Raw genomic sequence first — 20,737 nt, forward strand, 5'->3', positions numbered from 1 at the left:
CAATGGCCAAGGAATACAAGGACCTCGTCGTCGGACTGGACATCGGCACCGCCAAGGTGATGGCGGTGGTGGCCGAGGTCCTGCCCGGGGGCGAACTCAAGCTCGCCGGCCTGGGCGTGGCCCCTTCCAACGGCCTCAAGCGCGGCGTGGTGGTGAACATCGACGCCACGGTGCAGAGCATCCAGCAGGCCTTGAAGGAGGCCGAGCTGATGGCCGACTGCAAGATCCAGCGCGTGCACACCGGCATCACCGGCAGCCACATCCGCGGCATCAACTCCAGCGGCATGGTGGCGGTGAAGGACCGCGAGGTGACGCCGGCCGATGTGGCCCGCGTCGTCGAAACCGCGCGCGCCATCAACATCTCCACCGACCAGCGCCTGCTGCTGGTGGAGCCGCAGGAATTCGTGATCGACGGCCAGGACGTGAAGGAGCCGATCGGCATGAGCGGCATCCGCCTGGAAGCCAAGGTGCACATCGTCACCGGCGCCCAGAGCGCGGCCGAGAACATCCTCAAGTGCGTGCGCCGCTGCGGCCTCGAAGTGGAGTCGCTGCTGCTGAACCCGCTGGCCTCCAGCCAGGCCGTGCTGACGCAGGACGAGAAGGAACTGGGCGTGGCGCTGGTGGACATCGGCGCCGGCACCACCGACGTCGCCATCTTCACCGGCGGCGCGATCCGCCACACGGCGGTGATCCCGATCGCCGGCGACCTGATCACCAGCGACATCGCCATGGCGCTGCGCACGCCGACCAAGGACGCCGAGGACATCAAGGTGGAACACGGCTACGCCAAGCAGCTGCTGGCCGACCCGGAAACGCAGGTGGAAGTGCCGGGCCTGGGCGACCGCGGCCCGCGCATGCTGTCCAAGCAGGCGCTGGCCGGCGTGATCGAGCCGCGCGTGGAGGAGATCTTCGCGCTGGTGCAGCAGGTGGTGCGCGAATCGGGCTACGAGGAAGTGCTGTCCTCCGGCATCGTCATCACCGGCGGCAGCTCCGTCATGCCGGGCATGGTGGAACTGGGCGAGGACATCTTCCTGAAGCCGGTGCGGCGCGGCGTGCCCAAGTACCTCGGCGCGCTGTCGGACATGGTGGCGCAGCCGCGTGCGGCCACGGTCATGGGCCTGCTCGAGGAGGCGCGCCTGGCGCGCGTGCGCGGGCAGAAGGTGGCGCTGAAGCACGGCTCGGTGAAGACCGCGTTCGGGCGCCTGAAGGATTTCATCGTGGGGAACTTCTGATGATGCATCCCCACAAGTTGTGGCTGGCGCGCGGCAGCCCTCCCGGCCGCAGAAAGGAGCGATGGCGGTGCACCGATCCACCGTTCCTGCGTTAAAGCAAACCAACAAAAGAAGTTCGTCAGTGGCAACTGCAAAGAGTTAGGAGCATCAAATGAGCATCGAAATGATCGAAGTCGAGGAGTTCCACCAGGGCACCCAGATCAAGGTGATCGGGGTCGGCGGTGGCGGCGGCAACGCCGTGGCGCACATGATCGAGCGCAGCGTGCAGGGCGTGGAGTTCATCTGCGCCAACACCGATGCGCAGGCTCTGCAGCGCAGCTCCGCGCACAAGCACATCCAGCTGGGAGGCAGCGGCCTGGGCGCCGGCGGCAAGCCGGACAAGGGCCGCGAGCTCGCCGAGGCGGCCGTGGATTCCATCCGCGAAGCCATCGCGGGCGCCCACATGCTGTTCATCACCGCCGGCATGGGCGGCGGCACCGGCACCGGCGCCGCGCCGGTGATCGCGCGGGTGGCCAAGGAAATGGGCATCCTGACGGTGGGGGTCGTGACGAAGCCGTTCGACTGGGAAGGCGGCCGCCGCATGACCAACGCCGACAACGGCCTGTCCGAGCTGGAAGCCAACGTCGACTCGCTGATCGTCGTCCTGAACGAGAAGCTGCAGGAAGTGCTGGGTGACGACATCACCCAGGACGAAGCCTTCGCGCACGCCAACGACGTCCTGAAGAACGCCGTGGGCGGCATCGCGGAAATCATCAACGTGCCCGGCCACGTGAACGTGGACTTCGAGGACGTGCGCACCGTGATGGGCGAGCCCGGCAAGGCGATGATGGGAACGGCCCTGGCCTCCGGCCCGGACCGCGCCCGCATCGCGGCGGAACAGGCCGTGGCCTGCCCGCTGCTGGAAGGCATCGACCTGTCCGGCGCCAAGGGCGTGCTGGTGCTGATCACCGCCGCGCGCGGCAGCCTGAAGCTGAACGAGTCCAAGCAGGCCATGAACACGGTCCGCGCCTACGCCTCGGCGGAAGCGCACGTGATCTTCGGCACCGCCTACGACGAAGCGCTGGGCGACGACATCCGCGTGACCGTGGTCGCGACGGGCCTGTCCCGCCAGGGCCAGCAGCGCCGCACGGCGCCCCCGCTGCAGGTGCTGCGCACCGGCACCGACAACGTGCCGTTCAACGTGCCGACGGTGAACAACGCCATCGCCGGCCCGGGCGCGATCGTGACGCGCGAGATGCAGACGGCGGCGCAGCAGCCGGATTACGGCGGCATGGCCGTGCCCAGCGTGTGGCGCACCAACCGCACCCAGGCGGCGGCCAAGGTCGACGCGCTGTCCTCGGGCGGCATGGACGATTTCGAGATTCCCGCGTTTCTCCGGAAGCAGGCAGACTAAAAGAAATCTCCGAGGGTGAGAAGCATTGGGGCGGGTGCAGGAAAGGCCCGCCCTTTTTCTTTTTTACGCGGCTTCACGCCCGCTTCATGCCTCATTCACTGTAAAGCCGCAGGCTCTGCCGTGAGAGAGACCGGGACTATGGAGGGCATTGTGAAGATTGGAAACGCTGTCAGGGAGTGGCCCTTTACAATTCCGAGGATGCTGCGCCAGAGAACCCTCAAGTCCCTGACCAAGGCGGTCGGCGTGGGCCTGCACGGTGGCCAGCGGGTCGAACTGACGCTGCGCCCGGCCCAGCCGGACACGGGCATCGTGTTCCGCCGCACCGACCTCCCGCTGCCGGTGGACATCCCCATCTCGGCCCAGGCGGTCACGGATACGCGCATGGCGTCCACCATCTCCAATGGCGGCGTCAAGGTGCTGACGGTCGAACACCTCATGTCGGCCTGCGCCGGCCTGGGCATCGACAACCTCTACGTGGACATCACGGCGGAAGAAGTGCCCATCCTCGATGGCTCTTCGGCCTCCTTCGTGTTCCTGCTGCAGTCCGCGGGCATCGTGGAGCAGAACGCGCCGCGCCGCTTCATCCGCGTGCTGCGGCCGGTGGAAGTGCGGGAAGGCGAGGGCGAGAACCTCAAGTGGGCGCGGCTGGACCCGTACCACGGCTTCAAGCTGGGTTTCGAGATCGACTTCGACCACCGTGTGGTCAATTCGACGGGCCAGCGCTACGAGTTCGACCTGAGCAAGGGCAACTATTCGCGCGACATCGCCCGCGCCCGCACCTTCGGCTTCACCAAGGACCTGGAGATGATGCGCTCCCGCGGCCTGGCCCTGGGCGGCGGCATGGACAACGCGATCGTCGTCGACGACTACCGCGTGCTCAACTCCGAAGGCCTGCGCTACGACGACGAGTTCGTCAAGCACAAGATCCTCGACGCCATCGGCGACCTGTACCTGGTCGGCAAGCCGCTGCTGGCCGCCTACAGCGCCTTCCGTTCGGGCCACGCCCTGAACAACAAGCTGATCCGCGCCTTGCTGGCGGACCAGACCTCCTTCGAGGTCGTGAGCTTCGGCGACGAACGCCAGGCGCCGGCGGGCTTCGCGCAGCCGGCACGGGCCTGGTAAGGTCAGATCACCCGGCCGGTCTTGTACGCGCCGGTCGAGCGCCGCGCCACCTGGCCGGCCGCGCGGATCCGCTCCGTCGCCACCGACGCATGCGCGTGCGTGATCGCGAGGCCCAGCGCGTCGGCCGCGTCCTCGCCGGGCAGCCCCGGCAGTGACAGCAGGCGCTGCACCATCAGCTGCACCTGCTTCTTCGCGGCCTTGCCGGTGCCCGCCACCGCCTGCTTCATCTGCATGGGCGTGTATTCGGCGATTGCCAGGTTGGCCGTCACCAGCGCGGTGACGCAGGCGCCGCGCGCCTGCCCGAGCAGCAGCGTCGATTGCGGGTTGACGTTGACGAACACGATCTCGATGGCCGCCGCGTCGGGCTGGTAACGCACACGCAGCTCGCCGATGCCGTCGAACAGCACCTTCAGCCGCGCCGGCAGGTCGCCGCGATCGAGGTGGGTGGTGGTGATCGTGCCGCTGGCCACGTATTCCAGCTGCTGGCCGCTCACCACGTCGATCACGCCGAAGCCGGTGGTCTGGAGGCCGGGGTCGATCCCGAGGATGCGCATGGCGCGGATTATCCGGTCTGCACGCCGAAGTACCAGCGCACCGTGTGGAAGAAGATCGGCGCCGCGAAGCACAGCGCGTCGACGCGATCCAGCAAGCCGTTGGCCCCGGTGATGGACAAGGTGCGCGGACCCCACGAGGTGACGCCGCGATCGCGCTTCAGCGCCTTCATCACCAGGTGTCCCAGCAGCCCCGCGACACAGGCCACGAAGGCGGCCGCCAGCGCCTGCTCGGGCCGGAAGGGCGTGATGAAGGACAGCGCCGCGCCCAGCACGCTGCCGGCCAGCACGCCGACGGCGGCGCCCTGCCAGTTGAAACTGGCGCTCACGGCCGGCAGGCTCGGCGGACGGGTGAAGCGGCGCGCGACCAGGTGCTGCACCAGCATGCAGGCCTGCACCACGAACACGAGGAAGAACACCAGGAAGGCCTGCTTGCCGTCGTAGTTGCGGCCCGGAAAGCGCAGCAGCAGCAGCGCCGGCACGTGGCTCATGCCGTACACGCAGACCATGATGCCCCACTGCAGCTTGGCGTTGCGCTCCAGGTAGCGCTGCGTGTCGCCCGAGAGGGCGCTCGCCACCGGCAGCGCCAGGAACACGTAAACCGGGATGAACACCGTGAACAGGTCGAAGCGGCGCGTGGCCACCAGCCAGAACTGCAGCGGCAGCACCACGAAGAAGGCCAGCACCAGGCTGTGGTGGTCGCCGCGCCGGGTGGGCGACAGGGTGATGAATTCGCGCAGCGCGAAGAAGGCGATCAGCCCGAACAGGATCGTGGCCATGGTCTCGCCGGTGGCCCAGCCGAACCAGAACACCGCCACCATCACCCAGGAGGTCGCGAGCAGCTGGCGCAGGTGCCGCAGTTCCAGGTGCCAGGCCTCGTCCAGCGGCTCGCGCCGCCGGAAGGTGGCCAGCGTGGCGCTGACGCTGGCGATGACCAGCAGCCCGAACACCACGAAGAACAGCGCGGCGACCTGTTCGCGCGAATCGAGGCTGCGCAGGAACCGGTTCATGCCTTCAGATCTCCCGCAGCGCGATGACGGCGGCCCGCGCGCGGTCCAGGAAGGCGCGCCGCTCCTCGCCGGGCTCCAGCCGGATCGGCGCGCCGAAGGTCACCGAACAGAGGATGGGCACCGGCACCACTTCGCCCTTGGGCATCACGCGCTGGATGTTGTCGATCCAGGCCGGCACCAGCACCACGTCGGGAAATTTCTGCGCCAGGCTGTAGAGGCCGGACTTGAAGGCCTGCGGTTCTTCGCCCGCGCCGCGCGTGCCTTCGGGGAAGATCACGACGGAGTCGCCGCTGGCCAGCGCGTCGATCAGCGGCACCAATGGGTCTTCGTCGCCCTTGCGCTCGCGATCGACGTAGACCGCGTTGAACACCGCGGTCGTGATCCACTGCCGCAGCGGCGACTTGGTCCAATAGTCCTTGGCCGCGATCGGCCGCGTGATGCTGCGCAATTCCGCCGGCAGCGCGGCCCAGATCATCACCAGGTCGGCGTGGCTCTGGTGGTTGGCGAAGTAGATGCGCTGTTCGGCCTTGGGCGGGCAGCCGTACCAGCGCGCCTGCGAGCCGGTGAGGACGCGGATGAGGCCCAGCAGGAACAGGCCGAAAGCCTTCGCGGCCAGCGGCGACAGTTCCTTTTTCAAGGCAGTTCGGCCTCGCGCATGCGGGCGACGATGACGTTGGCGCGCCCGGACAGGTAGGCCGAGCCGGGATTCTTCTCGAAGCGCTTGGGCTGCGGCAGCATCACCGCCAGCCGCGCGGCTTCGTAGGGCGTGAGCCGGCTGGCCGGCTTGCGGAAGTAGTGCTGCGCCGCGGCCTCGGCGCCGAACACGCCTTCGCCCCATTCGACGTTGTTCAGGTAGATCTCCAGGATGCGCTGCTTGTCCAGCAGGTGCTCCAGCAGCATCGTCAGAACGAATTCCTGGCCCTTGCGCAGCATCGTGCGCTCGCCGGACAGCAGCAGGTTCTTGGCCAGCTGCTGCGTGATGGTGGAGCCGCCGACGATCTTCGGCGGCTTGGTGCTGGCGCGCACGACGGCGGGCCGCTTGGCATTGGCTTGCGCGCGCTTGGCGGCGACTTCTTCGGCCTTGGCGTTGCGGTCCCAGGCCTTCTCGATCGCGTCCCAGTCGACGCCGTCGTGGTTGACGAAGGTGCCGTCCTCCGAGGCGATGACCGCGCGCTTCAGGTTGTCGGAGATCGCGTCGTAAGCCACCCAGTGCTGGCTCCAGGGCAGCCGGTGCTTCTCGTTGTAGATGCGCCAGGCTTCCGAGCGCTGGAAGGTGGTGGACTCGGGCGCGACCGCCGCCATCATGGCGATGCGGCCGACGAAGAACAGCTGCAGCACGAGGCCTGCGAGCAGCACCAGGCCCACCCAGCGGAAGATCGCTTTCACTTGAGCTCCAGCTCCGCGCGCAGTTCTGCCAGCACCTGGCCCGAAGGCGGACGCACGCCGCGCCAGACCAGGAAGGCTTCGGCCGCCTGTTCCACCAGCATGCCCAGGCCGTCGCGGCCCGTGGCGCCATGGTCGGCGGCCCACTGCAGGAAACCGGCCGCGGCCGGGCCGTACATCATGTCCAGGGCCAGCGCGCCCGGCTTCAGCACGCTGGCGGGCACCGGGACCGCATCGCCGGCGAGGCTGCTCGCCGTGGCGTTGACGACGATGTCGAAGCTGCCGGCGCTGCCATCCAGCGGGCTGGCCGCCAGCACGACGTCATTGGCCGCCGCCAGGGTGGCATGGCTGGCCACCAGGGCGTGGGCCTTCGCCGCGGTGCGGTTGGCCACCACCACGCGGCGCGGGCGCGCCTCCAGCAGCGGGCCCAGCACGCCGGCCGCAGCGCCGCCAGCGCCCACCAGCAGCAGGTCGCGACCCGCCAGCTTGACGCCGGCGTTGCGCTCCAGGTCCCTCACCAGGCCGATGCCGTCGGTGTTGTCGCCCTGGATGATGGAGCCGTCGAAGCGCAGCACGTTGCAGGCGCCGGCCAGCGCCGCGCGGGCGCTGCGGTGGTCCACCAGCGAGGCGGCCTGGAATTTGAAGGGGACCGTGATGTTGCAGCCCTTGCCGCCTTCGGCCAGGAAGGCGCGCACGGCGGCGGGAAAGCCGTCCAGCGGCACCAGCCGCCGGCCATAGTCCACGGGTTGCCCGGTCAGGGCGGCGAAGCGGGCGTGGATCCACGGCGACTTGCTGTGTTCCACCGGGTTGCCCATGACGCAATAACGTTCCACGGGAACGATTTTCTCACCGGCTGGTCAGCTTTGTTTCCAGAGTGTCATCCCGGGTGAACTTGAAGCGCGAGACCACCACGATTTCGTCGGCCTTGCGCCGCATGGCGTCGTTGAAGCGGCCGAAAGGCCCGGCCGCGCGGGCAATGCTGGCCGCGCGGCGGTCCAGCGTGAGGTTGCCCGAGGATTCGACGATCTCGGTGTCCAGGATGCGGCCGTCGTGGTTGACGGTGACGATCATGGTCAGCTCGCCATAGAGCTTGCGCCCCTGCAGCTCCGGGAAGTTGCGGGTGCCACGCTCCTCGATCCTGCGGCGCAGGCCGTCGTAGTAGACCGCGTACACCTCCTCGCGCGTCGCGGGGCTGATGTAGCGCTTCTTGGGACGCGCGTTTTCCTCGTTGATGCGCCGCTCGATCTCGGCGAGCAGCTTCATCAGGTGGCGGCGCTTGTCCTCCTGCGCGGCCGTCTCGGCGTCGTGCGAGGCCAGCTTGGGGTCGGCCGGCGGCATGGCCGCCAGCGTGCGCTTCAACTGGGCCAGCATCAGCATCTGCTGGTCCTGCATGGACTCGATCTTGCGCTGCTCGTCCTCGGCGGCGTCGCCGAACTGCATCAGCGCCGAGGGCGGCAGGGGCGAGGTGGCGCGGCCGCTCTCGGCCTCGCCGCCGCCCGCCAGGCTGGCCTGGGCGATGGCCTGGGCCTTGACCGGCTTCTCGTTGCTGCGCGCGTTGACCAGCACCACTTCGAGCGGCGTGTCCTGGAAGACGCGGTTGAAGCCCTCGGGGTCGACGATGCGGACGGCCAGCAGGGCCGCATGCACGGCGACGGATGCGCCCAGGGCGATTTCCAGGGTGCTGAAGGACTTCAGGTTCACGAATCGGTCAGGTGGAACTGGGAGCGGCGACGGGCGCGCCCGCTTCTTCCTCCGGAGTGTCCGTGACATCCACCGCGATGGCAATCGGACCGGCCACGCTTTCCTCTTCGCTGTCTTCTTCTTCCGACACCGCCGCGGCATCCAGCCGCTCCAGCACCGTGCCGTTGACGTCCAGGGTGATCAGGTCGATGGCGCCCAGCTTCACGCGCACGCGGCTGCCGCGCGGCAGGTCCGCGGTGCCCAGCACCGGCAGCACCAGCGGCAGGGCGTCGGCGCGCGCCAGGGTTTCCTTGAAGACGGTGGCTTCCAGCTCCGTGATGCCCTGCTGCTGCAGGTACTTCAGGGTCCAGTAGCGCTCCATGCCGGCCTGGTTGGCGTTGTAGGCGCTGTAGGCGGCGTCGAAGGCGGAGATGATGGAGAACAGCTCCGCGTCCTTCGGCTTGAAGGGCGCGGCCAGCGCCGCGGTGCGGCCGTGGCGCGCGCCCGCGATGATCTGCCACTGGTTCACCAGGTCGGTGTAGCGGCGCAGCGGCGAGGTGCTCCAGGCATAAGCCTTCACGCCGATGCCCGCGTGCGGCGCTACCTTGGTCCCCATGCGCACCTTGACGCCAGGCGCCAGGCTGGCCTGGCTGCGGTAGATGGCGGGCACGCCGATGTCCCCGAGCCACTGGCCCCAGGTGCTGTTGGCGAGGATCATGGCCTCGGCCACGATCAGGTCCAGCGGCGCGCCGCGCCGGCGCATGGTGATCTCCACCGTCTCGTCGCCCTGCGGTTCGCCGTCCGCGCCGGGCAGGCGGAAGTTGTAATCGGGCCGGTTGAAGGTCTCCGGCTTGCCCCGCACCACCTCGCGCTGCGCCTTCAGCTGCTTCGCGAGCCGGAACAGGAAGGACAGCTGCGGGCGGAACTGCGCGGCGCTCGCCGGCACGTCGCCGGCGGGCGAGGCCGGGTCTTCCAGCCAGGCTTCGTCCAGGTGGGCATCGAGCTGGTCGTGGCGCAGGTTGGCCGCGATCGGCACGCGCTCCAGCCGCGTCTCGTGGCTCTTGACGGCAAGCGTGGCCTCGTCGAACTGCACGTACAGCGATACGGCGGGGCAGTCGCGGCCTTCGAGCAAGGTGTAGGCCTGGACCACGTCGTCCGGCAGCATCGTCACCTTGTAGCCGGGCATGTAGACAGTGGACAGGCGTGTGCGCGCCAGCTGGTCCAGCGGCGCGCCGGTCTGCAGCGCCAGGCCCGGGGCGGCGATGTGCACGCCCACGGTGACGGTGCCGCTGCCCAGCCCTTGCACCGACAGCGCGTCGTCGATTTCGGTCGTGCTGGAGTCGTCGATCGAGAAGGCCTGGACGTCCGCCACCGGCAGTTCGTCCTTGATGGCCGGCGCGGTGACCGGCGGGAAGCCCGTGCCCTTGGGGAAGTGCTCCAGCAGGAAGCGCTTCCAGTGGAACTGGTAGGGCGAGGTGATCGCGCCGGCCTTCTGCAGCAGGGCCAGCGGCGCTTCGTGCGTGCTGCGCGCGGCCTCGACCACGGCCTTGTATTCGGGCGCGTTCTTGTCCGGTTTGAACAGGATCTTGTACAGCTGATCGCGGATGGCGGGCGGGCAACTGCCCGCGGCCAGTTCCGCGGCCCAGGCGGCGATCTGCGCCTGCAACTGCTTCTTCTTCTCGATGGCCGCGAGCGCCTGCTGCAGGACCTCGGCCGGCGCCTTGCGGAAGCGGCCCTTGCCGGCGCGGCGGAAGTAGTGCGGCGCCTCGAACAGGCGCAGCAGCGCCGCGGCCTGCTGGGCCAGCGTGGCGTTGGCGCTGAAATACTCGCGCGCCAGGTCGGCGAAGCCGAATTCCTCCTCGGGCGCGAACTCCCAGGCCAAATCCAGCTCGATGCCTGTGGCCAACTGCTGCGCCTCGCGCAGCAGCTCGGCGGGGTTGGGCTTCTCGAACTTCAGCAGGATGTTGGCCGCCTTGACCTTCACCCGCTTGCCGCTTTCCAGCTCCACCTGCGACGATGCGTCGGCTTCCGACAGCACCCGCCCAGCCAGGAATTTCCCGGCATCCTCGAACAAAACGAACATCCCCCGATTGTCCCATGCGGGGCAGGTGGGGGCGCTCAGGCCAGCTGCAGGAACTCCATCACGTCCCGCAGGTGGGTGCCGAAGTCGGAGATCGCATGGTCCCCGCCTTCCAGCAGCTTGATCCGCACGCCCGGGTAGCGACCGGTCATCTCGCGCCAGTCCAGCACTTCATCGCCCTTGGCGATGACGGCGAAGTAGCGGTCCGGATGAGCCGCCGGGCCGCGTTCCAGGGCCCGCAGTTCGTCCACGTATTCGGGGGCGAAGTAGAAATGTTCCGCGGGGTCGTGCCAGGCGGTCTGCTCGCCGATGTAGCGCCCCAGGTCGCGCGCCGGATGCACGGCGGGGTTCAGCAGCACGGCGCGGCAGCCGGTGTCCTCGGCCACGCAGGTGGCATAGAAGCCACCCAGGGAGGAGCCCACCACGGCCATGGCCTCGCGCGGCCAGTCGCGTGTGCCTGCGCGCAACAGGTCCATGGCGGCGCGCGGGGAGGGCGGCAGCTGCGGGCACCACCAGGTCACGGCCGGGTGGCGCTCGCGCACGGCGGCCGCCATCGCCTGGGCCTTGAAGGAGCGCGGGGAGGAGCGGAAGCCGTGCAGGTACAGCAGATGGGTGACGGGCATAAGAGGAATCCTAGCTCCCCATGCGGAATGTCCCTAAACTCCCGGTGACAAGAAACGGAGCTAACGGGTGGGACAAACGGAAGGCGTGGCCGGCACCGAGGCGCCGGTGTCGGACGAACTGGTCAGGCGAAGCGTCGCCATCATCCTGGCGCAGACGCGCACGGGAGCGGTCACCGCGATCGTCATGGGCGGCCTGTTCGGCTTCATCTACGTGCCCACCGCCGGCTGGCTCGCCTACCTGGCGTGGTACCTGGTGTTCGCCGCCGGCATGGCCAGCCGCCAGCCTTACTTCCGCCGCCTGCTGGCGCGCGACGGCCCGACCCCCGCATCGCTGCGGCGCATCGCCTTCGTCGCCGCCTTCACCGGCTGGCTGGCGCCGCTGTCGGTGCCGCTGTTCGCGCACTACATCAGCATCGCCGACGTCGGCGTCATCACCATCATCATCGTCGGCTGGGTCTCGGTGGCCGTGGCCGTGCTGGCGGTGCAGCCCCGCGTCTATGGCGTGTACGTCACGGCCAGCCTGGCCACGGTGTACCTGGGCTGGATCCGGCTGGCCGACGCCTCGGACCTGGTCATGATCGGCATCAGCATGGCGCTGGGCGGCCGCATGATGGTGAAGCTGGGGCAGGACGTCTACATCCAGCTGCGCGACACGGTGGCTGCCGCGGAGCAGAACGCCTCGCTGGTCAGCCAGCTGCGCGACGCGCTGGCCCGCCAGCAGGAGGCGCAGAAGGCGCGCTCGCGCTTCCTGGGCGCCGCCAGCCACGACCTGCGCCAGCCGGTGCAGGCGCTGCTGTTCCTGTCCGACATCTTCCGCAAGTCGACCGACCCGGCGCGGCGCGACCAGATGGCGCTGCAGATCGCCCGCACCGGCGAATCCATCGACAGCATGTTCCGCCACCTGGTGGACTTCGCGCAGATCGACGCCGGCACCATGAAGGCCGTGCTGCGGCCCGTGCAGCTCGATCGCCTGGTGGGCGCAGCCGTCACGGGCTATGCCGAGAAGTGCGCTGCCAAGGGCCTCAAGTTCAAGCTGCAGATGGACGAGGAGCTGGCGGTCGCCGCCGACCCCGTGCTGCTGGAGCGGCTGCTGCGCAACTTCCTGGACAACGCCTACAAGTACTCGCTGCAGGGCGAGATCTCGCTGCGCGTGGCGGCCCACGGCGGCGAGGTGGAACTGCAGGTGACCGACCAGGGCGTGGGCATGAAGCCCGAGGAGCTGGGCCAGGCCTGCAACGCCTTCTACCGCGGGCCTTCGGCCAGCGTGGCGGAGGCCGAGGGCATCGGCCTGGGGCTGGCCATCTCCAAGCACATGGCCGACCTGATGCATGCGCAGTTGCAGCTGGTCTCGCATGCGGGCGAAGGCACGCGCGTCAGCGTGCGCTTGCCGCTGGTGCAGGGCGAGCAGCAGGCGCAGGCCGTCGGCGCCCCGCTGCGCGCCACTGCGCCGCTGGAAGGCCTGCTGGTGGCCGTGCTGGAAGACGACCGCCTCGCCCGCGACGCGCTGTGCGCCTGGCTGCGCGAAGCGGGCGCGCAGGTGGCGCAGGGCAGCAGCCTCGCGGTGCTGCAGCAGGAGCTGCGGCGCGCACCCGACTTCATGGTGGCCGACTTCCGCCTCCCGGAGGGCAACGGCGTCGAGGCGATCCACGCCATCCGTTCGCAGCATGGGCCGTTCCCGGCGCTGATCGTTTCCGGCGAACCCGACATCGCCGAGCGTGACCTGGGCCTGCCGGTGCTGCAGAAGCCGGTGACGCCCGAGCGCCTGCTGCAATGCCTGCGCCAGGCGCTGCCGGAGCGCAGCGCCCTGCCGTCCTCGCGCGTGAACGAACCGGCATGAGCGCGCCGCCGAGCGCGCCCACGCAACAGCCCCTTTCCGCTTCCTGGCGCGAGTGGATCCAGTCCGGCGACTGGAAGGGACAGGACGGCCCGGACTTCGACGCGATCGTCATCGGCTCCGGCTATGGCGGCAGCGTCGCGGCCCTGCGCCTGGCGCAGAAGAACTACCGCGTGCTGCTGCTGGAACGCGGCAGCGAATACCTGCCGGGGGAGTTCCCCAACGATTTCTCGCTGCTGCCCAAGTTCTTCCGGGCCAACATCCCCACGCGTCCTGCGCCCATGGGCCGGGCCACCGGCCTGGTGGAAGTGCACCTGGGCGAGGGCATGGTGGCCGTCACCGGCAATGGCCTGGGGGGCGGCAGCCTGATCAACGCCGGCGTCGTCATGCAGCCGGATGCCGACGTGTTCGCGCAGCCGCAATGGCCGGCGGCGATCCGCCACGGACCCGGCACGGTGCTGGAACCGTTCTTCGGTCGCGCGCGCGAGCAGTTGCGCGTCGCGCCCTGGGACGCGCAGCTGCCGCAGGGCGGCAAGCTGGCCAAGACTGCGGCGCTGGAGCGCCTGGGCGGCCGCCTGGGCGCGCCCTTCCGCGGCGTCGACACCACGGTCGATCCGGACCGCTGCCTGCGCTGCGGCGACTGTGCGGCCGGTTGCAACGTGCCCGATGCCAAGGGCAACCTGCCGCAGACCTACCTGCGCGCCGCGCTCGCCACCGGGCGGGTGCAGATCGTCACGCAGGCGGAGGTGTACCGCTTCGAGCCCGCGCCGCAGGAAGGCGGGGCGTTCGCCGGCTGGCAGGTGCACGCCTTCGCCACCGACGCGCAGCAGCAGTTCACGGCCACGCGCGAAGTGCTGGCCGACACGCGCCGCTCCAGCACCGCGCGCAGGCTGGCCGCGCCCCTGCTGTTCGTCTGCGCGGGCACGCTGGGGTCCACGCAGTTGCTGCAGCGTTCGCAGGCGCGGGCCGCCGACCGCCTCTCCTTCTCGCCGGCGCTCGGCACGCAGGTCTCGGGCAACGGCGACAGCCTGAGCTGGCTGGTCGACGAGCCGGAGAAAGTGGCGAGCCTCGGGCGCGGCCAGGCCGGCCTGGAGGCCTGGGAGCAGGCACGAGCCAACCAGCCCTTCAAGCGCGAGATGGTGGTCGGCCCCACGATCACCGGCGTCGTCGACCTGCGGAAGGACGCACAGGTGCCGCTGGAAGAGCGGCTGGTGGTGGAAGACGGCGCCGTGCCGCGCGCGATCGCGCAGCTCTATCGCGAGCTGCTGGCCACCGCGAGCACGCTGAAGGCGCTGGACGACTGGTGGTTCCGGCCGCCGCCCGGCAGCGCGGGCGAGGATCCGCTCACCGCCAGCGAACTGCGGGCCCAGCACAGCCAGGTGCTGCTGGTGATGGGCCACGACGGCTCGAAGGGCCGCATGGTGTGGCTCGATGGCTCCGACCGCAGCGCGCCCTACCTGCCCGATCCGCAGGAGCTTCCGACGTACAAAGCGCAGCAGAAGCTGTTCGACCGCATCGGCGCCCGCCACGTGCACAACCCGCTCTGGCGCACGATGCCGGAGACGGCCACCGGGCTCATGACCGGGCCGAAGCCGGAACCGGTGCTGAGCACGGTGCACCCGCTGGGCGGCTGCGTCATGAGCGACGACCCCGAGTGCGGCGTCGTCAACGACCGCGGCCAGGCCTGGGTGCGCGACCCCGGGCGCGAACTGCTGCCGCGCAGCGCCTTCGAGTGGCCGGGCCGGCCCGATGGCCAGCGCGGCGAGCGCAACGAGCCGCGCCTGTACCGCGGCCTCTACGTGCTCGATGGCTCGATCGTGCCGACCGCGCTGGGCTGCAACCCGCTGTGGACGATCTCCGCGCTGGCGGAGCGCGCGCTCGACGCCATCCCCGCGCGGGCGGAGCAGCCGCCGCGCGCGGCCTTCCCGGGCGCGCCGCGCGCGCCGCAGGTCCTGCCCTCGCGCGACGTGGCCATGGATGCCGTGCTGCATGAAGTGCTGCTCGCTTCCGCGCCGCGCGTCAGCGGCAAGCTGGCGGACGCCTTGGGCAACAAGGCGGTGGCGGCACGCTTCGAGGCGGACTTTTTCAGCGACGACATCCAGCGCGACATGCGACGTGGCCGCCATCCGCTGCGCGTGGAGGCCACGCTGGTGCTGGGCGGCGCCACGCCGGATGCGCCGGTGGAACTGGAATACCGCTCCGAAGGCGGCCGCTTCGAGCCGCTGCCGTCGAACGCGGGCAGCAGCGGGCCGGGGCTGATGCTTCGCAGCGCGCTCGAGGCGGCCTTCCTCGTGCTGGCGCTGGCGGCGGTCGTGGTGCTGGCCGCGGTGGGCCGGCCGCTGCCCGCGGTGCTGGCGCTGGTCGCCGCGGCCGCGGGCCTCGTCCTCCTGCCTTTGGGCCGGACCTTGCTGACGTGGATCATCCTGCGGCTCGTGCGCGACGTCCCGAACCGCGCCTTTGACGAAGCAGGCTGGTCGCAGAAGCTGGTCTACGCCAGGACGCTGTGCAAGCAGCTGGTGCACGCCAGCGAGAAGCGGGTGATGCGCTACCGCGTGCCGATGGTGCTGCACGCCGGGCCCGCGGGCGCGCCGCGCCATCTCACGCTGCACGCGACCAAGACGGTGATGTACCGCGCCAGCCTGCCGCAGCTGTGGCAATGGCTCAGGCACAGCGTGCCCCTGCGGCCCACCTTCTGGGAACAGACGATGAACGCGCAGGTGCGGGTGGTGCCGCGCGGCCGCCCCGCCTGGTCGCGGGCCTGGCTGGCCGGCACCTTCCGCATGGGGTTCGACAACCTGCTCTCCAGCGGCATGTCGGCGGCGCGCCGCCACGCGCGCGGCGCGATGGAACTGGGGCAGGGCGGCGACACGACCAGCGGCATGCTGGCGCTGACGTCCTATCCGATGCTGTTCCTGCGCTTCGCGCTGAAGACGCGGCTGCTGGATTTCCGGCTGCCTTCGTACTCCGGCCGGCCGCTGCCGGACCATGCGCCGGCGCAGGAGACGCAGCTGCGCTTGCGCAACGGCGGCTTCGCGCCGGCCGAACTGCACCAGGTGCACGTCTCGCGCGGGCGCTCCAGCGGCGACGAAGGCGACGAGAGCCGTTCGCCGCTGGTGCTGCCGCTGTGGCGCTATCGCGCGCGCGACGAGGCCGGCCAGGTGGTGCCCACGAGCATCACCGAGGGCAGCTGGATGGGGATGCCGGTGGCGCGGGCGCGCTCCGTGCTGCTGCTGCACGCCTTCGGCCAGAACGGCCTGACCTACACGCTCAAGACCATCCACGAGAACCTGGCCGAGCACTTGCAGCGCGCCGGTTTCGAGGTGTGGGTGCTGGAGCTGCGCATGTCCACCCGCAGCGGCTTCGCGGACGATCCCAGCGCCATCGACCAGATCGCGCAGCACGACGTCCCCGGCGCGGTGCGGCACATCCTGCAGACGCTGCAGGGCGAGCATCCGGAAATTCGCGACCCGCTGCAGATTTCCGCTTTCTCGCAGTGCATCGGCTCGGCGTCGCTGTGGATGGCGCTGCTCTCGGGCAAGCTGAGCCACGCGGTCGTTCCCATCGACGGCCGCAGCGAAGAGGCGCCGCAGCTGTCGATGCTGTCGCACCTGATGTCCAGCCAGGTGCATCCGTGGATCGTCGGCGCGCGCGGCACGCAGGCCAAGACCTGGCTGCCCTCGCTGCTGCAGGCGGTGTGGAAGCGCGGCGCCGTGCCCTTCGCGGTGCGTGGGCCGCAGCTGGGCGTGTTGCTGCCGATGCTGGACCGCGTGCTGTCGACGCTGCCGGCGCCGGCGCGCGAGGACGAGCGCATCGCCGGCCAGGAAGACGCCGCCGCCACGTGCAGGCGCATCCGCTTCATCGAGGCGCCGCTGTTCCGGCACGAGAACATCGGCCGGGCCACCTTCGCCGCCATGAACCTGCTGTTCGGCGACGCCAACCTGCGCCTGTTCGCGCAGGCGCGGCGCTTCGTCGATCGCGAGCAACTGGTGGATGAGGACGGCGTCAACCGCTACGTGACCGACGCCAACCTGCGCCAGCACGCCGCTTTCCCGCTGCAGCTGCTGCATGGCGCCGAGAACGAGCTGTTCGACGTTTCCGGCGCGAAGAAGTCTTTCGAAGCGCTGGGGCGTTTCCACGCCGGCTGGCAGGAGCAGTTCTGCCAGCGGCCGGGTGACCGGGTCGGCCCGGTCCTGGTGCCGGACCACGGCCACCTCGACGTGCTGATCGGGGACCGCGCGCCGGATGTGGTGTTCCCCGAGATCTCCGGATTCCTGGCGCGCGTGCTGGACGAGCGGGTGCACGCAGCCGCCCCGACGGCGACGGTGGGCTGGGAGGCGCGGCCGCCGCGGCTGGGCCCCTTCGTCGGCTGGCTGCGCGAGGAGGGTGGCTTGCCGGTGCTGCGGGTGAGCTTTGGCGTGGACGATGCCGGCGGCGCGCAGTTGCCCGCCATCGTGTTGCGCTGGCAGGACGCTGCCGGAGCCTTCCACACGCTGCAGCCCGCGCCGGCCTGGACGATGGCGCTGGCCGGCACCGGCCGGCCGCACGACCACGCCGTGGTGCAGCGCATGGCCTGGGCCGACCTCCGGCTCGAGGGCGAATGCGCCGGCGCCCAGGCCTGGCAGGTGCTGAGCCTGCATCCGGCCTGGGGCGGGCAGCAGCAGGAACCGCTGCCGGCTCCGGGCTCCGATCGGTTTGATGAACGCCTGGACCAGTGGCTGGCGCAGAGCAGCTCGGCGCCGGCGCTGGTCATCCCCTCGCTGCAGGACGGCCGCGGGGTCGATTACGGCAACGCGCTGTTCCGGCTGCCGCCGCGGGCCCTGGCCACGCTGCCGGCAACCAGCGGCGAAGCGGTGTTCGGGGTGGGCTGCTGCCGGCATCCCGGCCTGGGCCCCGACCTGCCGCGGGTCGACCAGCCGCTGAAAGCCTTCCTGGCGGGCCAGGATGCCCCCAGGACGGCTTTTTCGATGCTGCTGGGGGACCAGATCTATGCCGACGCCACGGCGGGCATGGTGGACCCTACGAGCCCGCTGGAGCGCTTCCATGAACGGCACGAGACCGCGTTCCGGCGCGAAGGGCTGGGCCAGCTGCTGGCCGCGATGCCGGTCTACATGACGCCGGACGACCACGAGTGGATCGACGGCTACCCGCTGGGTAGCCCGCTGGTGGCAGAGCCCTGGCCGGACTGGCGCCGGGGGAGCCGTTATCGCGCGCGGGAACGCCGCGCCGCCAAGGTGGCGCTGCGGGCGCTGACGATCTTCCAGCGCCTGCAGTCGCCGCAGGGCGAGCGGCGCGGCCGCTGGTACGAGTTCAGCCACGGCTGCGTGCGGACTTTCGTGATCGACACGCGCGTCGGCCGGCTGCGCGAACGGCCGCAGATGGTGCACCCCGGCGTGCTGGCCGACCTGCGGGAATGGCTGCGCGCGCCGGCGGCGCGCGATGCGCTCAACGTGGTGGCCAGCGGCTCGGTGGTGCTGCCCGGCATGCGGATGAACGCCGACCCGGCCAACCCGGGCTGCATCGACACCTGGCAGTACGCGCCGCAGCAGCGGCAGGCCTTGCTGGACCTGCTGGTCGAAGAGGCGCGCGGCCGCTTCCTGCTGCTGTCCGGGGATTACCACGTGAGCGGCGCGGCGCTGCTGCAGCGGGACGGCCAGACGGTCGGCGCTGCGGTGCTGGCGCCGCCGCTCTACGCGCCCATGCCGTATGCGAACGCCACTCCCGAAGCGGTGTTCACGGACGAACAGGTCGGCGGCCTGCGGATGGTCGTGCCTGCCGGTGGCGACATCGCGCGGGGCTCGGGCCTGGGCGTGCTCGATGTGCGGCGCGAAGCGGATGGCTTCGCGATCGCCTACCGGCGCGACCTGTGGGTGTGGGAAACGGCGCAGCGGACGCCGTGGGCGGCGGACCTGTCCTTGCGGACTTAGTGCACCGGGGGCGGCGCGGTCTCGAGATCGCGCAGGCTCAGCCCGGCGCGCGCCAGCGCGTACACGGCTTCAGTGCGGTTCGACACCACCAGCGCATCGAGGATGTGCGCCACGTGCGACTTGACCGTCGTGTCCGACAGGCCCAGGTCGCGCGCGATCACCTTGTTCGGCTTGCCCTGCACGATGCCGATCAGCACCTGGCGCTGGCGGTCCGTGAGGCGGGCGCCCAGCTTGGCCCAGGCGTCCTGCTGCGCCTTGGTGGCCGGCGCGGCAACGCTGAGGCTGGTGGGGGGCAGGTAGACGCCGCCGGACAGCACCAGGGACAGGGCGGCATGGAACTGCTCGCTGGGCGCGGACTTGGGCACGAAGCCGAAGGCGCCGAGGTCGATGCAGTCGCGGACCACGGCGGGATCGTCGTTGGCGGACAGCACGAGCACCGGCACTTCGGGCCGGCGCTTGCGGACTTCGGTCAGGGAATCGAGGCCGCTGTAACCGGGCATCTGCAGGTCCAGGATCATCAGGTCGGCATGGAGCCCGGCGTCGAGCCGGGCCAGCGCCGCATCGACCACGGGGCATTCGATCACCTGCACGTCCTGGCCGGTGTCCTGCAGCGTGGCGACCACGCCGATTCGGTACAGGGGATGGTCGTCGACGACTAGGATGTTCATGGGCTACTCGGGTGTTGGGGAATGTTAGCAGTGCAGGGAGCCGCCCCGCATACAGCCATTTGGAGGAGGGCGATAATTTGGCATGGCCGCCGTGTTCGACAAACCTACCATCCGCCAGCGCCTGGCTCCCATGCTCCAGGGCTTCGACGGCCCGCTTGCCTTCGCCGTCTTCCTGCTGGCCTGCGCCGGGCTGCTCACCATGTATTCCTCCGGGTATGCCAACGGCGCCCGCTTCTATGACCACGCCCGCAACATGCTGCTGGCGGGCTCGATCATGTTCGTGGTGGCGCAGATTCCGCCGCAACGCCTGCTGAGCTTCGCGGTTCCGCTCTACCTGTTCGGCGTGGCGCTGCTGGTGGCGGTGGCCGTGTTCGGCATCACCAAGAAGGGCGCCAAGCGCTGGATCAACCTGGGCGTCGTGATCCAGCCCAGCGAGATCATGAAGATCGGCATGCCCCTGATGCTGGCCTGGTGGTTCCAGAAGCGCGAAGGACAACTGAGGCCTTTGGACTTCCTGGTGGCCGGCGTGCTGCTGGCCATCCCGGTGGGCCTGATCATGAAGCAGCCGGACCTGGGCACCGCGCTGCTGGTGCTGGCGGCCGGCATGGCCGTGATCTTCTTTGCCGGCCTGCCCTGGAAGCTGGTGATCCCACCGGTGGTGCTGGGCCTGGTCGCCGTGGGCCTGATCGTCGGCTTCGAGTCGCAGCTGTGCGCCGACGGCGTGCGCTGGCCGGTGCTGCACGACTACCAGCAGCAGCGCATCTGCACCTTGCTGGACCCGACCAAGGACCCGCTGGGCAAGGGCTTCCACATCATCCAGGGCATGATCGCCATCGGCTCCGGCGGCCTGCTGGGCAAGGGCTTCATGCAGGGCACGCAGACCCACCTGGACTTCATTCCCGAGCGCACCACCGACTTCGTCTTCGCCGCCTATTCGGAGGAGTTCGGCCTGGCCGGCAACCTGTTCCTGATCGTTGCCTTCCTGTTCCTGGTGCTGCGGGGGCTGGCCATCGCGCTGGAAGCCTCGACCCTGTTCTCCCGATTATTGGCAGGCGCGGTGACCATGATCTTCTTCACCTATGCATTCGTGAACATGGGCATGGTGAGCGGCATCCTGCCGGTGGTGGGGGTGCCGCTGCCCTTCATCAGTTACGGCGGCACGGCGATGGTAACCCTCGGCATGGGCCTGGGCATCCTGATGTCGATCGCCAAGTCGAAGCGCCTGGTGCAGAGCTAG

15 protein-coding genes are annotated in these 20,737 nt (G+C 69.9%); 6 read left to right on the forward strand and 9 right to left on the reverse strand.

Annotation, left to right across the window (positions count from 1 at the left end):
• Nucleotides 1-2: 2 nt before the first annotated feature.
• The 3 genes from ftsA (at nt 3) to lpxC (ending at nt 3,747) form a co-directional block, all read left to right on the forward strand.
• Nucleotides 3-1,232 (forward strand): cell division protein FtsA, encoded by a 1,230-nt coding sequence (ftsA, locus tag HHL11_RS29580; RefSeq protein ID WP_169422188.1) that lies wholly within the window; start codon nt 3-5, stop codon nt 1,230-1,232.
• A gap of 151 nt (nt 1,233-1,383) precedes the next feature.
• Entirely contained in the window at nt 1,384-2,625 is a 1,242-nt protein-coding gene (gene ftsZ / locus HHL11_RS29585) for a cell division protein FtsZ (protein ID WP_169422189.1), read from the forward strand.
• 198 nt (nt 2,626-2,823) lie between these two features.
• Entirely contained in the window at nt 2,824-3,747 is a 924-nt protein-coding gene (gene lpxC, locus HHL11_RS29590) for a UDP-3-O-acyl-N-acetylglucosamine deacetylase (RefSeq protein ID WP_169422190.1), read from the forward strand.
• Nucleotides 3,748-3,749: 2 nt separating this feature from the next.
• Here lpxC and ruvC read toward each other — a convergent pair whose 3' ends face one another.
• Genes ruvC through HHL11_RS29630 form a run of 8 tightly spaced genes read right to left on the reverse strand, consistent with a single transcriptional unit; the run spans nt 3,750 to nt 11,074 of the window.
• Entirely contained in the window at nt 3,750-4,301 is a 552-nt protein-coding gene (gene ruvC, locus HHL11_RS29595) for a crossover junction endodeoxyribonuclease RuvC (protein ID WP_169422191.1), read from the reverse strand.
• 8 nt (nt 4,302-4,309) lie between these two features.
• On the reverse strand, nt 4,310-5,308 hold the full coding sequence (locus tag HHL11_RS29600; RefSeq protein ID WP_169422192.1) for a phosphatidate cytidylyltransferase: 999 nt from the start codon (nt 5,306-5,308) through the stop codon (nt 4,310-4,312).
• 4 nt (nt 5,309-5,312) lie between these two features.
• Entirely contained in the window at nt 5,313-5,924 is a 612-nt protein-coding gene (locus HHL11_RS29605; RefSeq protein ID WP_169422326.1) for a lysophospholipid acyltransferase family protein, read from the reverse strand.
• A 17-nt stretch (nt 5,925-5,941) separates the two neighbouring features.
• Nucleotides 5,942-6,694 carry a transglycosylase domain-containing protein gene (locus HHL11_RS29610; protein ID WP_169422193.1) on the reverse strand — a complete coding sequence of 251 codons (753 nt, stop codon included), beginning with the start codon at nt 6,692-6,694 and terminating at the stop codon, nt 5,942-5,944.
• A complete protein-coding gene (aroE, locus tag HHL11_RS29615; protein WP_169422325.1) occupies nt 6,691-7,506 on the reverse strand; it encodes a shikimate dehydrogenase in 816 nt (271 codons plus the stop codon). Before aroE ends, HHL11_RS29610 begins: the two co-directional genes overlap by 4 nt.
• A gap of 31 nt (nt 7,507-7,537) precedes the next feature.
• Nucleotides 7,538-8,386, reverse strand: a complete 849-nt coding sequence (locus tag HHL11_RS29620) for an energy transducer TonB (RefSeq protein ID WP_169422327.1) — start codon at nt 8,384-8,386, stop codon at nt 7,538-7,540.
• 13 nt (nt 8,387-8,399) lie between these two features.
• Nucleotides 8,400-10,454, reverse strand: coding sequence for a ribonuclease catalytic domain-containing protein (locus tag HHL11_RS29625; RefSeq protein WP_169422194.1), 2,055 nt, complete (start codon nt 10,452-10,454; stop codon nt 8,400-8,402).
• Nucleotides 10,455-10,489: 35 nt separating this feature from the next.
• Complete coding sequence (locus HHL11_RS29630; RefSeq protein WP_169422195.1) at nt 10,490-11,074, reverse strand: YqiA/YcfP family alpha/beta fold hydrolase; 585 nt, start codon at nt 11,072-11,074, stop codon at nt 10,490-10,492.
• 67 nt (nt 11,075-11,141) lie between these two features.
• Here HHL11_RS29630 and HHL11_RS29635 point away from each other — a divergent pair, with 67 nt between their 5' ends.
• Nucleotides 11,142-12,911 carry an ATP-binding protein gene (locus HHL11_RS29635; protein WP_169422196.1) on the forward strand — a complete coding sequence of 590 codons (1,770 nt, stop codon included), beginning with the start codon at nt 11,142-11,144 and terminating at the stop codon, nt 12,909-12,911.
• Nucleotides 12,908-18,832: an alkaline phosphatase D family protein gene (locus HHL11_RS29640; protein WP_169422197.1), complete on the forward strand. Its 5,925-nt coding sequence runs from the start codon at nt 12,908-12,910 to the stop codon at nt 18,830-18,832. Before HHL11_RS29635 ends, HHL11_RS29640 begins: the two co-directional genes overlap by 4 nt.
• Here HHL11_RS29640 and HHL11_RS29645 read toward each other — a convergent pair.
• Entirely contained in the window at nt 18,829-19,500 is a 672-nt protein-coding gene (locus tag HHL11_RS29645) for a response regulator (protein WP_169422198.1), read from the reverse strand. The two genes, HHL11_RS29640 and HHL11_RS29645, sit on opposite strands and share 4 nt — an antisense overlap.
• Before the next feature lie 82 nt (nt 19,501-19,582).
• On the opposite strand from HHL11_RS29645, the gene rodA reads away from it, so the two are divergent.
• On the forward strand, nt 19,583-20,737 hold the full coding sequence (gene rodA / locus HHL11_RS29650) for a rod shape-determining protein RodA (RefSeq protein ID WP_169422199.1): 1,155 nt from the start codon (nt 19,583-19,585) through the stop codon (nt 20,735-20,737).

This window comes from Ramlibacter agri (genome assembly GCF_012927085.1).
Classification (GTDB): domain Bacteria; phylum Pseudomonadota; class Gammaproteobacteria; order Burkholderiales; family Burkholderiaceae_C; genus Ramlibacter; species Ramlibacter agri.

What these genes read in the sequence shown, in the direction of transcription:
- ftsA (WP_169422188.1), top strand. Translation starts at nt 3, where the DNA reads ATGGCCAAGGAATACAAGGACCTCGTCGTCGGACTGGACATCGGCACC.
- ftsZ (WP_169422189.1), top strand. Translation starts at nt 1,384, where the DNA reads ATGAGCATCGAAATGATCGAAGTCGAGGAGTTCCACCAGGGCACCCAG.
- lpxC (WP_169422190.1), top strand. Translation starts at nt 2,824, where the DNA reads ATGCTGCGCCAGAGAACCCTCAAGTCCCTGACCAAGGCGGTCGGCGTG.
- ruvC (WP_169422191.1), bottom strand. Translation starts at nt 4,301, where the DNA reads ATGCGCATCCTCGGGATCGACCCCGGCCTCCAGACCACCGGCTTCGGC.
- HHL11_RS29600 (WP_169422192.1), bottom strand. Translation starts at nt 5,308, where the DNA reads ATGAACCGGTTCCTGCGCAGCCTCGATTCGCGCGAACAGGTCGCCGCG.
- aroE (WP_169422325.1), bottom strand. Translation starts at nt 7,506, where the DNA reads ATGGGCAACCCGGTGGAACACAGCAAGTCGCCGTGGATCCACGCCCGC.
- HHL11_RS29625 (WP_169422194.1), bottom strand. Translation starts at nt 10,454, where the DNA reads ATGTTCGTTTTGTTCGAGGATGCCGGGAAATTCCTGGCTGGGCGGGTG.
- HHL11_RS29630 (WP_169422195.1), bottom strand. Translation starts at nt 11,074, where the DNA reads ATGCCCGTCACCCATCTGCTGTACCTGCACGGCTTCCGCTCCTCCCCG.
- HHL11_RS29640 (WP_169422197.1), top strand. Translation starts at nt 12,908, where the DNA reads ATGAGCGCGCCGCCGAGCGCGCCCACGCAACAGCCCCTTTCCGCTTCC.
- HHL11_RS29645 (WP_169422198.1), bottom strand. Translation starts at nt 19,500, where the DNA reads ATGAACATCCTAGTCGTCGACGACCATCCCCTGTACCGAATCGGCGTG.
- rodA (WP_169422199.1), top strand. Translation starts at nt 19,583, where the DNA reads ATGGCCGCCGTGTTCGACAAACCTACCATCCGCCAGCGCCTGGCTCCC.